16 protein-coding genes are annotated in these 14,908 nt (G+C 61.5%); 2 read left to right on the top strand and 14 right to left on the bottom strand.

Features of this window, described 5'->3' with window-relative positions; all coding sequences use genetic code 11:
• Positions 1 to 99: 99 nt before the first annotated feature.
• From IVB19_RS06365 to rpoH, 12 genes are all read right to left on the bottom strand, one after another.
• Complete coding sequence (locus tag IVB19_RS06365; protein WP_247821131.1) at positions 100 to 1,110, bottom strand: bile acid:sodium symporter family protein; 1,011 nt, start codon at positions 1,108 to 1,110, stop codon at positions 100 to 102.
• A gap of 798 nt (positions 1,111 to 1,908) precedes the next feature.
• On the bottom strand, positions 1,909 to 2,202 hold the full coding sequence (locus IVB19_RS40605) for a hypothetical protein (protein WP_247376767.1): 294 nt from the start codon (positions 2,200 to 2,202) through the stop codon (positions 1,909 to 1,911).
• Positions 2,203 to 2,576: 374 nt separating this feature from the next.
• Complete coding sequence (locus tag IVB19_RS40185) at positions 2,577 to 2,708, bottom strand: hypothetical protein (RefSeq protein WP_256474588.1); 132 nt, start codon at positions 2,706 to 2,708, stop codon at positions 2,577 to 2,579.
• 234 nt (positions 2,709 to 2,942) lie between these two features.
• On the bottom strand, positions 2,943 to 3,662 hold the full coding sequence (locus IVB19_RS06355) for an LrgB family protein (RefSeq protein ID WP_247376763.1): 720 nt from the start codon (positions 3,660 to 3,662) through the stop codon (positions 2,943 to 2,945).
• Positions 3,663 to 3,682: 20 nt separating this feature from the next.
• Positions 3,683 to 4,087: a CidA/LrgA family protein gene (locus IVB19_RS06350; protein WP_256474587.1), complete on the bottom strand. Its 405-nt coding sequence runs from the start codon at positions 4,085 to 4,087 to the stop codon at positions 3,683 to 3,685.
• A 26-nt stretch (positions 4,088 to 4,113) separates the two neighbouring features.
• Positions 4,114 to 4,404 carry a hypothetical protein gene (locus tag IVB19_RS06345; protein ID WP_247376759.1) on the bottom strand — a complete coding sequence of 97 codons (291 nt, stop codon included), beginning with the start codon at positions 4,402 to 4,404 and terminating at the stop codon, positions 4,114 to 4,116.
• Between the two features lie 118 nt (positions 4,405 to 4,522).
• Positions 4,523 to 4,822 (bottom strand): hypothetical protein, encoded by a 300-nt coding sequence (locus IVB19_RS06340; protein ID WP_247376757.1) that lies wholly within the window; start codon positions 4,820 to 4,822, stop codon positions 4,523 to 4,525.
• Between the two features lie 397 nt (positions 4,823 to 5,219).
• Positions 5,220 to 5,756, bottom strand: coding sequence for a hypothetical protein (locus IVB19_RS06335; RefSeq protein ID WP_247821129.1), 537 nt, complete (start codon positions 5,754 to 5,756; stop codon positions 5,220 to 5,222).
• A gap of 577 nt (positions 5,757 to 6,333) precedes the next feature.
• A complete protein-coding gene (locus IVB19_RS06330) occupies positions 6,334 to 6,555 on the bottom strand; it encodes a hypothetical protein (RefSeq protein ID WP_247376753.1) in 222 nt (73 codons plus the stop codon).
• 300 nt (positions 6,556 to 6,855) lie between these two features.
• The gene (locus IVB19_RS06325; protein WP_247821128.1) at positions 6,856 to 8,121 is read right to left on the bottom strand and encodes an efflux RND transporter periplasmic adaptor subunit; all 1,266 of its coding nucleotides are present in this window, start codon (positions 8,119 to 8,121) and stop codon (positions 6,856 to 6,858) included.
• Complete coding sequence (locus IVB19_RS06320; protein WP_247821127.1) at positions 8,118 to 11,300, bottom strand: efflux RND transporter permease subunit; 3,183 nt, start codon at positions 11,298 to 11,300, stop codon at positions 8,118 to 8,120. Before IVB19_RS06320 ends, IVB19_RS06325 begins: the two co-directional genes overlap by 4 nt.
• A gap of 212 nt (positions 11,301 to 11,512) precedes the next feature.
• Positions 11,513 to 12,418, bottom strand: a complete 906-nt coding sequence (rpoH, locus tag IVB19_RS06315; protein ID WP_247376747.1) for an RNA polymerase sigma factor RpoH — start codon at positions 12,416 to 12,418, stop codon at positions 11,513 to 11,515.
• Between the two features lie 305 nt (positions 12,419 to 12,723).
• On the opposite strand from rpoH, the gene IVB19_RS06310 reads away from it, so the two are divergent.
• Together IVB19_RS06310 and IVB19_RS06305 are read left to right on the top strand one after the other, a co-directional pair.
• Positions 12,724 to 13,098: a DUF305 domain-containing protein gene (locus tag IVB19_RS06310; RefSeq protein ID WP_247376745.1), complete on the top strand. Its 375-nt coding sequence runs from the start codon at positions 12,724 to 12,726 to the stop codon at positions 13,096 to 13,098.
• Positions 13,099 to 13,157: 59 nt separating this feature from the next.
• Positions 13,158 to 13,835: a helix-turn-helix transcriptional regulator gene (locus IVB19_RS06305; protein ID WP_247821126.1), complete on the top strand. Its 678-nt coding sequence runs from the start codon at positions 13,158 to 13,160 to the stop codon at positions 13,833 to 13,835.
• A gap of 122 nt (positions 13,836 to 13,957) precedes the next feature.
• Here IVB19_RS06305 and IVB19_RS06300 read toward each other — a convergent pair whose 3' ends face one another.
• On the bottom strand, positions 13,958 to 14,365 hold the full coding sequence (locus IVB19_RS06300) for a thioesterase family protein (protein ID WP_247376741.1): 408 nt from the start codon (positions 14,363 to 14,365) through the stop codon (positions 13,958 to 13,960).
• A 39-nt stretch (positions 14,366 to 14,404) separates the two neighbouring features.
• Complete coding sequence (locus tag IVB19_RS06295; RefSeq protein WP_247821125.1) at positions 14,405 to 14,905, bottom strand: hypothetical protein; 501 nt, start codon at positions 14,903 to 14,905, stop codon at positions 14,405 to 14,407.
• Positions 14,906 to 14,908 lie beyond the last annotated feature (3 nt).

Raw genomic sequence — 14,908 nt, 5'->3', positions numbered from 1 at the left:
AGGTAGCCGCGCACACGATCGACGTTGAATGCCTCCGGTTCCTTGGAGCCGGGGCACAGGTTCAGCACTGCTTAGTCAAAACCGTCGAGACGACTTTCGTCAGCGCATCACAACGGACCTGGCCTCGGTCGAGGCGGGTGCAGAGAGCTCTGCACGACGACCCCATCGCTGGGCCAGCGCGGCGCAGACCATCAATTGAATCTGATGGAAGACCATCAGCGGGAGGATCACTGCACCCGCCCCATGGGAAGCAAAGATAACTTTCGCCATGGTAACGCCCTGGAAGAGGCTCTTCTTCGAGCCACAGAAGATAATGGCCACTCGATCGGCACGATCGAAGCCCAGCCATTTGCCGAGAAGTCCGGTCGTGATCAGGGCGGCGCCAAGAAGGATGCCATCGGCGACGACCAGCCCCTCGAGCGCAGCCGGCGGAACCTGATGCCACAAGCCCTCGCTGATGGCCGCGCTGAAGGCGGAATAGACAATGAGCAAGATTGATCCCTGGTCGACCGCGCCGACAATGCCATCATGACGTCCAATCCATCCGCCGATGAACGGCTGGAGCAGTTGTCCGCAGACAAACGGCACGAACAACTGCAAGGTGATCTGTCCGATAGCGTCCCAGCCCGAGACAGCTCCGCCGTGATTTGAGAGTACGAGACCTGCCACGAGCGGCGTCACGTAGATGCCGACGATGCTTGAGGCCGAGGCACTACAAATCGCGGCGGGAACGTTACCCTTTGCGATGGCGGTGAACGCGATCGAGGATTGCACCGTGGACGGCAGGCTGCAGAGGAACAGGATGCCGACGTAAAGCGCCGGCGTCACAAGCGGAGACAGTATCGGCCTGAAGGCCAGACCGAACAGCGGAAACAGCACGAATGTCGTCAGCAGCACCAGGGCATGCAGCCGCCAGTGACCTGCCGCAGCGAGCACGGCTTCGCGCGACAGCTTTGCTCCATGCAGGAAGAACAGCAATGCGATGGCGAAGTCGGTGAGGTGATCCACCACCAGCGCCGCCGCGCCTCGGCATGGCAGCTCGCTTGCCGCGACGACAATCGCGATCAGCGCCAGGGTGAAATTCTCAGGCAGGAACTTGGGTCGAGACATGCTGATGATTTGTTCGCGGGGACCGGCTTTGAACTAGCGCGATCGCGAAGTCAGCGCTGTTTTCGGGGCGGCGGAAACATGCCCCAGTGAGAACAACTGATCCATTCGTCGTGGTTTGTCGCGAACGCAGATGTCGGTGTGGTGGCGTTCATGGTCGTCTCCTTACATTGTAGGAACGATCTAGAAGTAGGGAGCGACAAACCCGTCACCACTAAAACTCGATTTAGGCGCGCTTACCGGTTGGCCGGCTGTCGCGAGAGCAAAACTATCTTGGCGCGCGACGTTAAGATTTCCGGGACCGGATCTGGCCCAGCCTGAACCGGACCATCATGGCGCAGCGAGACCTCCGAAACGGCGATGCGGCCGCCCGCTCGAGCAGTGCGCGCAACTTCGGGTGAAGACCTTCGCCTCTCGATGATGCCGCAAAGGCGTTCAATTGATGAAGAGAGCACATTGCCAGAACTCCTAGGCTGCTTACAGCACGGGGGCGCGACACTTCCGACGATCGACTTTTGGTGGCCACTCGACAATAAATCACGGGCCGCGCAACGTGGTTTAGGAACCGCGCGCAACGGTGCCAATAGAGTGGAAGTAAGAGTCCGCGCTCAGATTTCGATTAAATACGGATTCATTCGCTCGCACGGCGGCCGACCTCGCGTGAGGACTCAGCTCACGATGATGACACCACAAGGCATGCGAGTCGTCGCGTTTCGGCCAGACCATCGCTCAAGACCGATTCGCGCTCATCGACGGAGCGCCTGTTCCGCAACGAGCTTCGAGATGTGGCGGCAGATCTCGCTACCTGCGAACAGGAGGATTGGTATTGCGCCAAGTGGGCACTGCGTTTGTCACGCCCACCGAAGGCCAGTTGTACGATCCCACCGAGGGTGCGGTGACAGTCCCGACGGACGTTCCGGACGTCCCATAGGTCTCGGACGGCGGTGTCGACAGCCCGGACGTCCCATAGGCAGCAGATTGCATTGTCGAGACATCGTGCCTCAAAGACGTGTAGTTCTTCCCTTCCGCAGCAAGGGGCGCGACCGCGAGCCCCAAGGTTAGGCAGGCGGCGGTCATGAAGTGGCTGGTCGTCATGATAAGGTCCTCTCTCGTAAGACATAGGCGGCAACGCGCTTCTACACGTCGACTAGCTCGCAGCACGAAGGACCCAACTAACGTCAGGCCTGCGACCAGGATGAACTGGCGTTGTCCAGCCAGCGCTCGGTGTCTTCATTGCTCCAGCCGGGGACGGCGAACCGTGGCCCGGCAGGCAAAGCCGCGCTTGGATTTGTCGGTCGATGTTTCTGCACGTGCAGACGCGCTGCCGGACGAATTGGACGGTGCGTTGCAGCGGAAGCAGTCGCACACGAAGCCAGCAAAAGACCAAACACTAGTAGACAACGCATTGAGTCGCTCCGAGCATCTTCCTTCAGCATCAGACCGGGCACGGCGGGCGAACGGGCCGGGCTCTACGGGTCCATCCCGAGCGATTGGCCGCCGAACTTGGACGGATCGTTGTAGCTGGGCGTATCGTTGTAATAGACCGGCGGCCGAGGGCCTGCATAGGCTCCCCTCGGGATGACGAAGTCACCCAGTGACACGACCGGCCCATGATGAGCCACGGCCCGATGCCATGCGTGCGTACCATGGATGGGGGCCGCGCTTGCGCAGGCGGTCAGCGAAATCAGAAAGCCAACAGTCAAGAGAGAACGCATCGAACTTTTCTCCAATTGCTCATTCCCGGAGGTAGGACGTGCCGTTGATCATCCCAATCCGGGCAGTCGCGCCGCGTATCACGTTGCCGGCATCGCCTCGGGTGGCGCGAACGATCGATCTCATGACCTCCAATACTGCGCAACGAGCGGCACGACGATACCAACCAGTACGCCGTTGAGCCCGATGCCAAGCGCGGCAAATGCGGCTCCAAGCTCGTTGCGCTCGGCTACTTGGGCGGCCGCAATGCCGCTTCCGGCAACTCCTGCTGCGAGGCCACGGGCCCGCCAGTCGTTGACGTTCAGCCTGGTCAGCATCGTCCGACCAACAACGGCCGCCACGATGCCGCCGACGATCGCGAGCGCGGCCGTCAGGGCCGGAATACCGCCGATCTGGCTCGACACCGCGGCAGCGATGGGAGTGGTCGCGGCCTTCGGCGCCATGGAAAGCGCAACCGTGCGTGAACCTCCGAACAACCACACCAGGCCAATGCCGCTGATCGTCGATGTCACGGAGCCCGCCAACAGCGCCAGTCCGACGCCCGCAAGATTCTCCCTCACGAGCCGGGCGCTTCGCGCCAGCGGAATGGCCAGGGCGACGGTTGCTGGTCCGAGCAGGAAATTGATGAACTGGGTCGCCTTAAAATAGACCGTGTAGTCGGTGCGGGTCACGACGACGATGGCAGCCACGATAGTGATGGCTATCAGCACCGGATTCGCCAACGTCGCCCCTCGGCAAGCCCGCTGCAGCGCGTTGCCGGCCGTATAAGCGGCCAGCGTTACGACGAGCCAAACCAACGGCGTCGTGGCAAGCGAATTCCAGAGATGGTCAATTGCAATCATTGGCAGCGGTCCGATTTGGATCAACCCTGCTCCAGACCGTGCACGGTGTCTGGCGATCGCCGCGCGGCGCGGCGGCGAATGCTCCAGTGCATCACGAGGCCAGTGACGGCCAGGCTCAGCAACGTCGAACCGATCAGGCCGGCCGCAATCGGCAACCATGCCGACCGCAACACCCCGATCTCCGCGATCAGGCCGACACCCGCCGGCACGAACAGAAGTCCCATGTGACGGATCAGGGTTTCGGCGGTCTGCTGCAGGCTGCACGTGATCGGCGACCCGGAGCTCGCGCCTCCTTTTCTGAAAGCCAGCGCGGCGGCCAGAATTGACATGCCGATCACAGGCCCCGGTACGGGAAGCCCAATCATTTGGTGGAGCGCGTTGCCGGCGAGCTCACACCCCAGCAGAACGAGAAGAGCGGGTATCATCAATTTGGCCTGAGAGATGCATGGGCTCAACATCCGCGACAGATCGACCCCTCCAGCATCTTCTCAACTCGCGCATCCTCCTTGTCGATGGCAGCGTTCGTACCGAGCAGCGGGCCTTTCATGGCATGACCGATTGTCCCGGATGAGGGCAGCGCGGTACCTAGTGAATTCGTTCCCGGCGCCGCAGCGCTCGTGCCGAGCGCGCCGCCACCCATGGACATGTGCGATCCCATCGATCCCATGCCGCCGCGGGCGAATGCTGTGGTGGCGGAGAGGACGAGACAAAGTGCGACGCAAAGCGGGGAGAACAGCCTCATGATTCATACTCCGGGGGTTGAGGTGAACTGAATTCGAAGTAGGCCTCAGGCACGCCAGTCGCCGAGCACGATGGCGAGAGCGATCATGACAAAGAATACAGATTCGACATCGGCGCGTTCACAGCTGCAAGCGTATTTCGCCTTCTCGGAAGAGTGATTGCGACGATGCTCGGTCGTCGATGGAAATGCCTACATCAGACACATCAAGAACATTCGGTTCGGGAAACGCAACAAGGAGAGCAGCAGTGATCGCGGGCCGCGAATTCTCCGCACGAATGAAACAATGGAGAATGATGATGACTATGTTCAAGACACTGATTGCTGCGGCGTTGATCTCGACGGCGACAATCCCATCCGCATTTGCAGCGTGGTCCTTCGCGGACCAGGAGCCAGCGGCGTACGCATCGATGTATCCCAACCGGGATGTCCTGAACGGCGGCGCCTTGACGCCGGCAGGCAGGATGGGCCTCGAGCGCGCCGGCGGCGCGGCTCCCGTGTTCGCGGGCCGCAACGTCCCTATCGGGCCGAGATACCGCTGAGCGCAAGGCACCGCGAAGCGTCATACGGGGTGCTGCCGCAACCTGCGGCGCACCCTGTTTGCTGTTCGAAACTACTGCACCAGCTGCTTTGTCATTCGCGTAGCCATCTTGCGCAGCAATTACATTTGGATTCGCCGTCTCTCGGCCGGCCGTCAGGATTTCCCGGACATCGTGATCGAGCGCCGCGCATAGGGGCCCGCATCACCGGCGCTGCCGGCAGCCGACTACTTGGAGCCATCAATCTCCGCTCTCGAACGTGCATTGGATCTACAGGCCTCAGCACTTACGTCTCATCTCGACAATCGAACCTCTGGAATCTTGAATGCGTACGCTCATCTGCGCGACGACTGCCCTCCTGCTGAGCGGCAGCGGCTGCTTGGCACAAGTCTCGACCATGGGAACGACCGCCATGGCCATTCCGACAACACCGGGCGCGATCGTGTCGTCCCCGCTGGCTGGGCCAAGCCCGTTCACGAGCCTTTTCTCGGCCTCGACCATTCCCGGTGCGCCAGCAACCACGCTGGCTTCGCCCCCACTGGCACAAGACCCCACACTTCCAGGAACAAGCGTGAATTGTGCGCCGACCGCGGTGGAGCTTTCACCATCCGTGGAGAGCGTCACCGCCACGAGCAGCGGCGTTTCTGCGAGCCCCACCGCGGCGATGAGTGCAACGAGCCCGATGGGCGCAATGGGGACCATCACTGGCATGACGGGGCTGGCTGCGCCGATGACCGCTACAAGCCTGCCGCCGACCTTGCCGGCGGCCATGCCCGTGACCATCGTCGGCACGGTCACCGGCAGCACAACAGGCACTGTGGCGCCAGCGTCCCTACTCGGCAGCTCAACTCCCGGAAGCTCGTGCACGTCGGCACCCGGAAGCACCTTGACCAATGCAGCGGCTCTGCCGGCGTCAACGTCTGATATCCCGTCAACCCCCGCCCCCGGCACCATTCAACCGCCGGCGATCGAAGCCGACACCGCCGACACCAGCATTAGCCCCGCCCGGAGCGTGATGCCCACCCCGAACACGAGCGCATGTTCCGAAAGCATATCGATGGACCTCGCTAATCCGGGTCCAGCTAGTCCCCTCACCAGCGGCACTGCTGCGGCGGCGGGAGCATCCCCGCCTGCTGGCTGCTAAGCGCAATTGTTCCGATACTCGATAACTCGGTCGACTGAACCCACTGGTCGGGCTCGCGGGCGCGGTCCGGGACGCTGCGCCGGGCCGTGTCCCGCAGAGTGAGTCAGCATTCTTGGATTCTTAGCGGCTAATCTCATCCTCGAGGATGAGAATCGGGCGCGACCTGAACATGTGGACGCGGGCAAGAGACGATCGCACCGCCCGCGGCTGCGCAGTCGGCTTATGCCGCCTTCCTCCTTGGTTTGCCCATCAGCAAACCTGCGGATTGTCACCGTGATCGCAGATGCCACCAGGCGGCTCCGAGGGCACGGCCTCATTGGCGCCAAAAGGTTCTGCAAACCGAGACACGCTCGGGTGATGAGCGCGCTCGGTGATGTGGCCTTTGTTCGCGTAAGTCTCGCGTGCATTGGCGGCCGTCGTGAACATCGCAGTCGCGATCAGCCCCGCCGATAGAATCTTCAACATCGTCATCAACCTTCTCCATTCAAATGCAACGAACGTGTTGCCCTATGAAGGAGGTGCGGATCGATGTAGCGGAAGCGAATGCAAGACTTGCTCACAGGCGCTCAATGAGCCGTGAGTCGCTTACGATTACTTAATTGCGCGAACCGGGCCAAGGCGCGCATTGCCTCGCTGACATTGGATACGGAGGCGCTCTCACCAGATCGCCTGGCGGTCACCGTCGACAATTCGCGGAAACATGCTCGCGGAGTATCAGGCTGCGATCCAGCACGCCGTGCTGTCGATCGTCGCCTCGTCGGGGTTTGGCAGTCAGCTCGTCTGCGACCCGTGAGCAGAAACTCGGCTACCCTCCGTCAGGCTCAGCATCGGGTTGAGGATCACCTGATCGCCCGGCTTGACGCCATCGTGCACCTCGACCCGCGTGCCGAAATCGCGTGCGATCGAGATCTTCTGCATGTGAACGACCCCATTTTCCGCGACCGCAACATGCAGGCCGTTCTCGTCGAAGACAACGGCGTCGGCCGGCACGATCAACGACGGCGTCTTGCGCGGAATGGACAGCTCGACAGTACAATAGATGCCCGGCTGAAGCGCGCCCTCCGGATTGGGGACGTCGATCTCCGTCAGCAACGTTCGGCTCCCGGGCTGAAGCGCGGTGGCAATCCGCGTAACCTTTCCCGGAAACGCCTGCTCAGGCAGTTCCGGGACCCGGATGACCGCATCGACACCCGGCTGAACTCCGACCGCCTCGTCCTGCGGCACAAACACCTGCGTGCGGATGACATTCGCATGCATCAACGTGAACATGAATGTCGAACCGGCCTGCACGAGGCTGCCATTGTCGATGTTGCGCTGGGTGATCACGCCGTCGAACGGAGCCACTACGCGCTGATAGGCCTTGTCCTGCTCCAGAACCTTGATCTGAGCTTGCTGAGCAGCGATGTTCGACTTCGCCACGGCTTCGGCCGCCTGCTGTGCGCGCAGAGTCAGACGGTCATTATCGCCCTGCTGGGCGGTCAGCCATCCCTGCTTGACGAGACCGCTGTCGCGCGCGTTGGTGACCTCGGCGAGTTCACGGCTCGCCTGCGTCTGCTGAAGAGTTCCCTGGGTCTGCGCCAGGGTAGCCTGTGCCTGCGCGATCTGGTGGTCCAACTCGGGCGCTACGATCTCGGCCAGCAACGCTCCCGCCTTGACGCGATCGCCGATATCGACGTAGCGCTTTTCGATGTAACCGCTGGTCCTGGCAAATATGTTGGCAGCTTCGAAGGCTGCCGTTGTCGCCGGCAAGGTGACGTTTATCTTGCGGTCACCGGCGCGGACGGTCGCGACGCGGACCTCCGGCACAAGCATACGCGCTTGTTCGGACGTCGCGGCCAGCGCGCGCTCGGCCTGATAGTGGCGCCAGCCACCCACAGCGAGCCCTCCGGCAAGCAAGAGCAGCGCCGCTGACCCAAACACGGCCGCTCTGAATCGCCGCTTGAGCCGGCCTTCGGCCCGCAGCAGAGGCCTATCCGCATCGTCCGGAAGATCGAGGTCGTGGAGCGGGCGATCGGGACTCACATCGATCTCAGTCATGCCTGCGTTTCCTCGAACACGCCATGCTGCGGCTTTCCGTCATTGCCCTTGCGCAGCATGGCAAACAGATAGGGGACGATGAGCAGGGTCGTCGGCGTTGCAAACAGCAGTCCGCCTATTACGGCGCGAGCGAGTGCCGCGTTCTGCTCCTCGCCGGCACCGCCGATCGCCATTGGGATCATACCGACGATCATCGCGGCAGCCGTCATCAGCACTGGCCGGATGCGGGTGCGGCCGGCGCTCAATGCAGCCTCAAAGGCGGAATGGCCCTTCAACTGCTGCTCGCGCGCAAACGTCACCAGCAGGATTGAGTTCGCCGATGCGACACCCACGGACATGATTGCCCCCATCAGCGATGGGACATTGAGCGTGGTCCCGGTGATGAACAGCATGGTCACGATGCCGCACAGCGTCGCGGGCAACGCCAGGATAACGACGAAAGGCTCACCAAAGCCTTGGTAGTTCACGACCATCAGCAGATAGACGAGCACTGCCGCGAATACGAGGCCGATGCCGAGGTCCCGGAATGAGTCGTTCATGCTCTGGATCTGGCCCAGAACCTGGATGGAATTGCCCGGCTTGAGTTGCGTTTGAAGATCGGCGGTGACCTTGCCGAGATCGGCTGCGACGCTGCCGAGATCGCGACCCTGCACGCTGGCATAGACCTCGTAAACCGGCTGGACGTTGCTCTGATTGGCGTTGGTCGGCACTGTATCGCGCTTGAAGGTTGCGATGTTTCCGAGCATGCCCGGCACCGTCTGACCACTCGCAGCGAGTGACGTGGACACGGGCGTATTGGCCAGCGCATTCAGCGAATCGATCTTGTATTCCGGCGTCTGCACGGCGAGATAGTAGGGGATGCCGGAGCTCAGATCGGTCCAGAAATTCGGCGAGACCTGTACCGACGAGCTGAGGCTGACATTGATGTTGGTCGCAACAGTGCTGGCGTTCAGGCCGAGTTGGGCGGCACGGGTCCTGTCGATATCCGCATAGAACGCCGGACCGTCGATCTCCTGCTGGAGATGGGCATCCACGACGCCAGGAATGGCGGCCAGCCGCTTCTGCAGCTTCTTGGCAATGGCCAGATTGTCGGCTCCATAGCCGACGGTTCGCACGTCGATCTGCGCCGGCAGTCCGAAATTCAGGATCTGCGTGACGATGTCGGCGGCCTGGAAATAGAAAGTGTCCTCGGGGAACGACGCCGGCAGGACCTGACGCAGCTTCTTGATATACTCCGCTGTCGGCTTGTGGCCGTCCCGGAGAGAGGCCAGGATGACACCGTCATTGATGCCGATCGTCGAGCCGTCGGCGAAGGCCAAATTATACGCCCGCGCGGGCAGCCCGATATTGTCTACGACGAGCGAGCGATCCTTCTCGGGAATGACTTCGCGGATCTTGTCCTCGACCTTCTGAAATATGGCTTCGGTGCTCTCGATCCGGGTACCCGCCGGCGCGCGGACATGGAGCTGGATCTGGCCTCCGTCGATCAACGGGAAGAAGTCCCTTCCCACGAGGCTCAGCATCACCGCGCCCAGGCTGAGCATCAGGATCGCGACAATCGGCACGACGGCGCGGCGTCGAAGCAGTACCCCGAGAAGCCGGGAATAGCTCTCACGCAACCGCTCGAAGTTGCGATCGAAGGCGCCGGACAGGCGCGAGAACAGCCCGCCTGGGACCTCGCCGTGGACATGCCGGCGCTCGCCCTTCAGCAGCAGCCCAATCGTGATCGGTGTCAGCGTTCGCGACAATCCGTAGGACGCAAGCATCGCAAATACGACGGCGAGTCCCAGCGGCGTAAACAGGTATTTGGCTGGCCCCTCCAGGAACACCACCGACGTGAACACGCAGCTGATGGCAAGGGTGGACACCAGTGTGGGTACCGCGATCTCGGCCGCTCCATGCAAGGTCGCGTCCGCGAGCGACATCCCCTCCTCTGTCCACAGCCGATGAGTGTTCTCGATCGTGACGGTCGAATCGTCGACCAGGATGCCGACCGCCAGGGCAAGGCCGCCCAGCGTCATCGTGTTCAGCGTTTCCCCGAGAAAGTAGAGCACGACAAGTGACGACAGGATCGCCAGCGGGATCGAAATCATCACCACCAAGGTCGAGCGCCACGAGCCCAGGAACAGGAGAATCATCATGGCGGTCAACCCCGCCGCGATCGCCCCCTCCCGGAGCACGCCATTCACTGAATTCGTGACGAAGACCGACTGGTCGAATAGCTCGGTGATCTTGAGTCCGGGAGGTGCGGCAGCGCGAACAGCAGTCAGCGCCTTCTTCACGCCGTTGACGACTGCCAGGGTGGAGGCGTTACCGTTTTTGATGATGCTGAGAAGGACCGAGCGACGGCCGTCCTCGCGGACAATGTTCTGCTGCACCATCGAACCGTCGCGCACCTGGGCAACGTCCTTCAGCAGGATGGTGGCGCCGTTCGTGAACTTGACCGGAATCTTATTGAGATCGTCGATGGTCGCCGGCGTCGCGTTGGTGCGTACCGTGTACTGTATGTCTCCCATCTTCGCGGTGCCGGAGGGCAGCGTGAGATTCTGGGTGTTGACCGCGTTGACGATGTCCAGCGGCGTCAAACCTCGGGACAGGAGCTTGTCGGGATCGATGTCCACCATGATCTGGCGGTACTTTCCGCCGGCAGGCGTGGGCAAGGTGACACCGGGAACGGGCGCAAGCTGCTGCCGGACACGATAGATGCCGAAGTCATAGAGTTGCTGCTCATTGAGATTGTCCGAATTCAGGCTGAGCTGCAGCACGGGAACGCTCGACGCATTGAACTGCACGACGATCGGCGGCTGGATGCCCGGCGGCATCAACGCACGAATGGAGTTGGTTGCGGAGACGATCTGCGCGATTGCCAGGTCGAGATTGACATCGGGCTGGAAATAGATCTTCTGTACCGATAGACCGTTGAGGGTCTGAGACTCCATGTTCTTGATGCCGTTGACGTTGGCGCTGATGGAATACTGGCTATAGGTACTGACGCGCTGCTCCATCTCCGGGGTGGATAGACCAGTGTACTGCCAGATGACCGTCACCACAGGGATACGGATCTCCGGGAAGATATCCGTCGGCATCGACCACAGCGCTGCACCGCCCAGAAACAGGATCAGTGCCGCCACCACGTAGAAGGTGTGCGGGAACCGCAGTGCAAATCGAACAATTCCCATTCTAGATCCCTGCGCCGTTGCCGGTTCTGAAAAACGCGACGAGACACGAAGTCGCCAGGCAGCCCGCTGAGCGTAGCAACATGAAATGACGAAGCTATCGCGCGACTTCACATTTTTGTCAGGTTTCGAGCAGCCGTGATCGGCTGCCGATCCCTATTCACTTCGAGATGAGCATGCGCGCACCAGAGCTCGGCACGCGATGTCCGTGCGCCTCACGCAGCCATTGCTTCGCTGCCTGCCCTGCTGGCCGCTAGTATCGTCGCGCGCTTGACCTTGGCGAACGCGCTTGCCTCGATCTGCCGCACCCGTTCGCTGGAGATCGATAGCTCGCAGCTGAGCTGCTCGAGCGTCAACGGTTGCTCCGCAAGCCGTCTCGCTTCGAATACGCGCCGCTCGCGCCCCGTCAAGACCTCCAGCGCAGCGCGCAGGGCCCTTGACCTGCGTGTCGCTTCGTCGTGCTCCACCACGATCTCCTCTGCGTCCGGAGATTCATCGACGAGCGTAGCTTCCCATTCCGCCGACCCATCGCCGTCACCAACCCGGGTATGCAGGGAAAGATCGCCACAGAGCCGGCTATCCATTTCAGTCACGTCGCGAACGGTCACCTCAAGCTTTTCCGCAATGACCTGCGCCATTTCGGGCGTCAGGGCTGCCGTCTCGCCCGCGAGCTTCCTTATTTCACCGCGCAGCCGGAAAAAGAGCTTCTTTTGCGCGGCCGTCGTGCCGATCTTGACCAGAGACCATGAGCGCAAGATGTATTCGTGGACAGTCGCTTTGATCCACCAGATCGCATAGCTCGAAAACCGCGCACCGTGTCCCGGTTCGAAACGGGAGGCGGCAATCACCAGCCCTAAATTGGCTTCCGCGATCAGGTCGGCGATCGGAAGACCATAGCCCTTGTAGCCTCGTGCCACCTTGGCAGCGAGACGGAGGTGGCTCGTGACCAACTCGTCAGTCGCGCTCTTGTCGCGCCGCTCCTGCCAACGCTGCGCGAGCTGCTGCTCTCGGCTGCGCTCGAGGAAATCGAAGCGCTTGATGGCTGCCGAATAGGCGAGAATGCCAGCTGTTTGCAGAACTGGCACTCCGGTGACATTGGCGGTGGCATTCTGAGCCTGCATTTCCTGCTCCTACGTTGAGTCCGGCACCTCGACTGTAGGAAGACCGCGGGTGGGGCGGCCACTAAATTGGGCTTAAGAAATCTGAATTTGGGTTTAACCGGCCGGCGCGCGCTCGCTCGCTCGCCGAACCTTAAATCCAGTTTTAATTGAGCTGATCGATTCCCCTTGGCATCTTCAGGCGAAGCAACACGCACTGGTCCGCGTGACACCGATCACATTAGCTTGCCATGGAGTTCGATGTGCCCTTGTTTTCCCGCGGTTTCGTACGCAGACGCGCTATCTCGCTGGCAACCAGCCTATCGGTCATGGCGACATCCTTCGCCCTCGCGCAGGATCCAAAGCACGGTTCTGAGGCCCGTAGGGTGACGGATGCGGACGAGCAGCAGTTTCTGTTCGAAATCGATCTTGCGATGAGCAACATGAACCGCAGCATGCTGATGACGCCGACCGGCGACATCGACCGCGATTTCGTCAACGTGATGGTCCCTCACCACCAGGGCGCGGTCGACATGGCGCGTGCGGAGATCAAGTACGGGCGCAACGACGAACTTCGGCAGCTCGCAAGGCGAATGGTGAGCCAGCAGGAGGACGAAATCTCCTCCCTTCGTCACGCGCTGCCGGCCGCCGCCAGCTTGACGCCATCGACCGGCGCCCAGATCGCCTCGCACGCACCGAATTGATGGCATCTCGCCACATCATGAAGACCTGACAGCACTTCTCTATTCCGGAGCGACGCAAGATGTCCGTCCAGACCCACGATCCCCTTCGACAGTTGTTCGCGCATTCCGCCCCAAGCGGGAACGAGGCGGCACGTTCAGCTTCCATTGCAAGTGGTCACCTGTCGACTCCGCCGTCGGTTCACGCTGAGATGGGGTCCGGAGATGAAGTCGTTCAGTCGCTGTTTGAGGCCCTAAAGGTCGCCACGCACAACAATGATCGTCAATGTATGGAGTCGCTTCGGCTCGCGATTGCGGTCAGGAAGTTTGGTCTACGGATTGCCGTTGAGGGGACCGATCGACCCTCCGTTCGCGGCCGCCACGTCCAAGGGCTGCAGAGATGGCGACTCAAACGGGTCATTGACTACATCGATGCCGACATGTCCTCGAAGATCAACTCGCGTGATCTGGCTGCGGTCGCAGGACTTAGCCGCATGCACTTCGCCTCTCAATTCCGCGTGGCCACAGGCCTTCGCCCGCACGAATTCCTGCTGCAGCGACGTATTCGGCGAGCCGCGGAGCTAATGCGGGACACCACGATGCCAATCATAGAGATCGCGCTCTCGGTCGGTTTCCAGACCCAAGCGCACTTTACCACCGTCTTCAAACAGTTCACGGGATGCACTCCCCGGAACTGGCGCGTCGGCAACCACATTCTCCCGCGATCCGAACTCGAGGAGGCCGCCGCAGAGCTTCTGTGACGGCAGTCCCCGATCTGCAGATATGAACCGGTCGACGTCGACGGCAGCGAAAGCGGCGCCGTCGACTTCGACACTGCGCGCCCTGCGAGATGACCGCTTTGCTGCCAGGCAAGCGGCGTGCGTCAGCTCACGGCCTGGTGAACGCCGGCCCGCCTCTCGAACTCAGGGACATTCACGATCCCTCGGCGGTGGGTTCCGGCACCGATCTTTCTTAGATCATTCCACGCCTCGATCTCGAAGAGTACGCTCTTTGAGTCGATGCTTTTGACACGCGCAACGGCGCGTACTCGCCCGCCGATCGGCGTGGCCGCCAGATGCCGGATATCAACTGACATGCCGACACTGACGTAGCCCAGGGGCAGAGCGGCAGCGACCGCGACGCCAGCGGCCATTTCCATGTGCAGGATCATCATCGGGGTCGCATAGACCTGTGGCATACCCGGCACGAAATACCCGACCGTCATGTCGGGAGTGACCACAATCGAAACGGCAGCAGCCATGCCGATGGCGAGGTTTGTGCTCGGTTCCATCGTTTCAACTCCTCTGATCGCAATTCGCTAACTGGCGCTTCAGCTGTCGATCGATGGCGTTGCAATCGCGCGCGCCGCATCTTCGTGCTGGAACGGATCAGGGAACAGCGGATGAGGCGCGAAGAGCAACCCGATCAGCAGGCGCGAAACGCCGTCTTCGCTGCCGGCGGCCGGCAACGCCAGCATCACACACTCCCAAATGCCGCCGCGAACAGCCCAGATCGCGTTTTCAGCGGCCGGTGCCCTCGACGTCATTGCCCTCACGCAGATCCGTCGCAGCTGACCGCGGCTCGGCCGCGGCAGCTCTGACAGAAGCCGGTTTCGCTGGTTGCCTCCGCAAAGCATGCCAATCTCTGCGCCCCATCTGGAGATGAGGAAATCAGCACCATGGTCGACCACAGTGACTTCAGCGAGATTGGCCTCGAACGCACCAAACTCGGCGAGATCGGTTCGCGCATCCGCGCGATCGTCGTAGCGTATGATCCCACCGAGCCATTTCCCGAGGATCCAGACCGACGCCTTGTGCAGCTCATTTTGCATTGT

Origin of the sequence: Bradyrhizobium sp. 187 (genome assembly GCF_023101005.1) — a bacterium.
GTDB lineage: Bacteria > Pseudomonadota > Alphaproteobacteria > Rhizobiales > Xanthobacteraceae > Bradyrhizobium > Bradyrhizobium canariense_D.
The sequence above is the reverse complement of the archived record's forward strand: the minus strand, read 5'-3'. Positions and strand labels throughout refer to the sequence as shown.

What these genes read in the sequence shown, in the direction of transcription:
- IVB19_RS06365 (WP_247821131.1), bottom strand. Translation starts at nt 1,110, where the DNA reads ATGTCTCGACCCAAGTTCCTGCCTGAGAATTTCACCCTGGCGCTGATC.
- IVB19_RS40605 (WP_247376767.1), bottom strand. Translation starts at nt 2,202, where the DNA reads ATGACGACCAGCCACTTCATGACCGCCGCCTGCCTAACCTTGGGGCTC.
- IVB19_RS06355 (WP_247376763.1), bottom strand. Translation starts at nt 3,662, where the DNA reads ATGATTGCAATTGACCATCTCTGGAATTCGCTTGCCACGACGCCGTTG.
- IVB19_RS06350 (WP_256474587.1), bottom strand. Translation starts at nt 4,087, where the DNA reads ATGATACCCGCTCTTCTCGTTCTGCTGGGGTGTGAGCTCGCCGGCAAC.
- IVB19_RS06345 (WP_247376759.1), bottom strand. Translation starts at nt 4,404, where the DNA reads ATGAGGCTGTTCTCCCCGCTTTGCGTCGCACTTTGTCTCGTCCTCTCC.
- IVB19_RS06330 (WP_247376753.1), bottom strand. Translation starts at nt 6,555, where the DNA reads ATGACGATGTTGAAGATTCTATCGGCGGGGCTGATCGCGACTGCGATG.
- IVB19_RS06325 (WP_247821128.1), bottom strand. Translation starts at nt 8,121, where the DNA reads ATGACTGAGATCGATGTGAGTCCCGATCGCCCGCTCCACGACCTCGAT.
- IVB19_RS06320 (WP_247821127.1), bottom strand. Translation starts at nt 11,300, where the DNA reads ATGGGAATTGTTCGATTTGCACTGCGGTTCCCGCACACCTTCTACGTG.
- rpoH (WP_247376747.1), bottom strand. Translation starts at nt 12,418, where the DNA reads ATGCAGGCTCAGAATGCCACCGCCAATGTCACCGGAGTGCCAGTTCTG.
- IVB19_RS06310 (WP_247376745.1), top strand. Translation starts at nt 12,724, where the DNA reads ATGGCGACATCCTTCGCCCTCGCGCAGGATCCAAAGCACGGTTCTGAG.
- IVB19_RS06305 (WP_247821126.1), top strand. Translation starts at nt 13,158, where the DNA reads ATGTCCGTCCAGACCCACGATCCCCTTCGACAGTTGTTCGCGCATTCC.
- IVB19_RS06300 (WP_247376741.1), bottom strand. Translation starts at nt 14,365, where the DNA reads ATGGAACCGAGCACAAACCTCGCCATCGGCATGGCTGCTGCCGTTTCG.
- IVB19_RS06295 (WP_247821125.1), bottom strand. Translation starts at nt 14,905, where the DNA reads ATGCAAAATGAGCTGCACAAGGCGTCGGTCTGGATCCTCGGGAAATGG.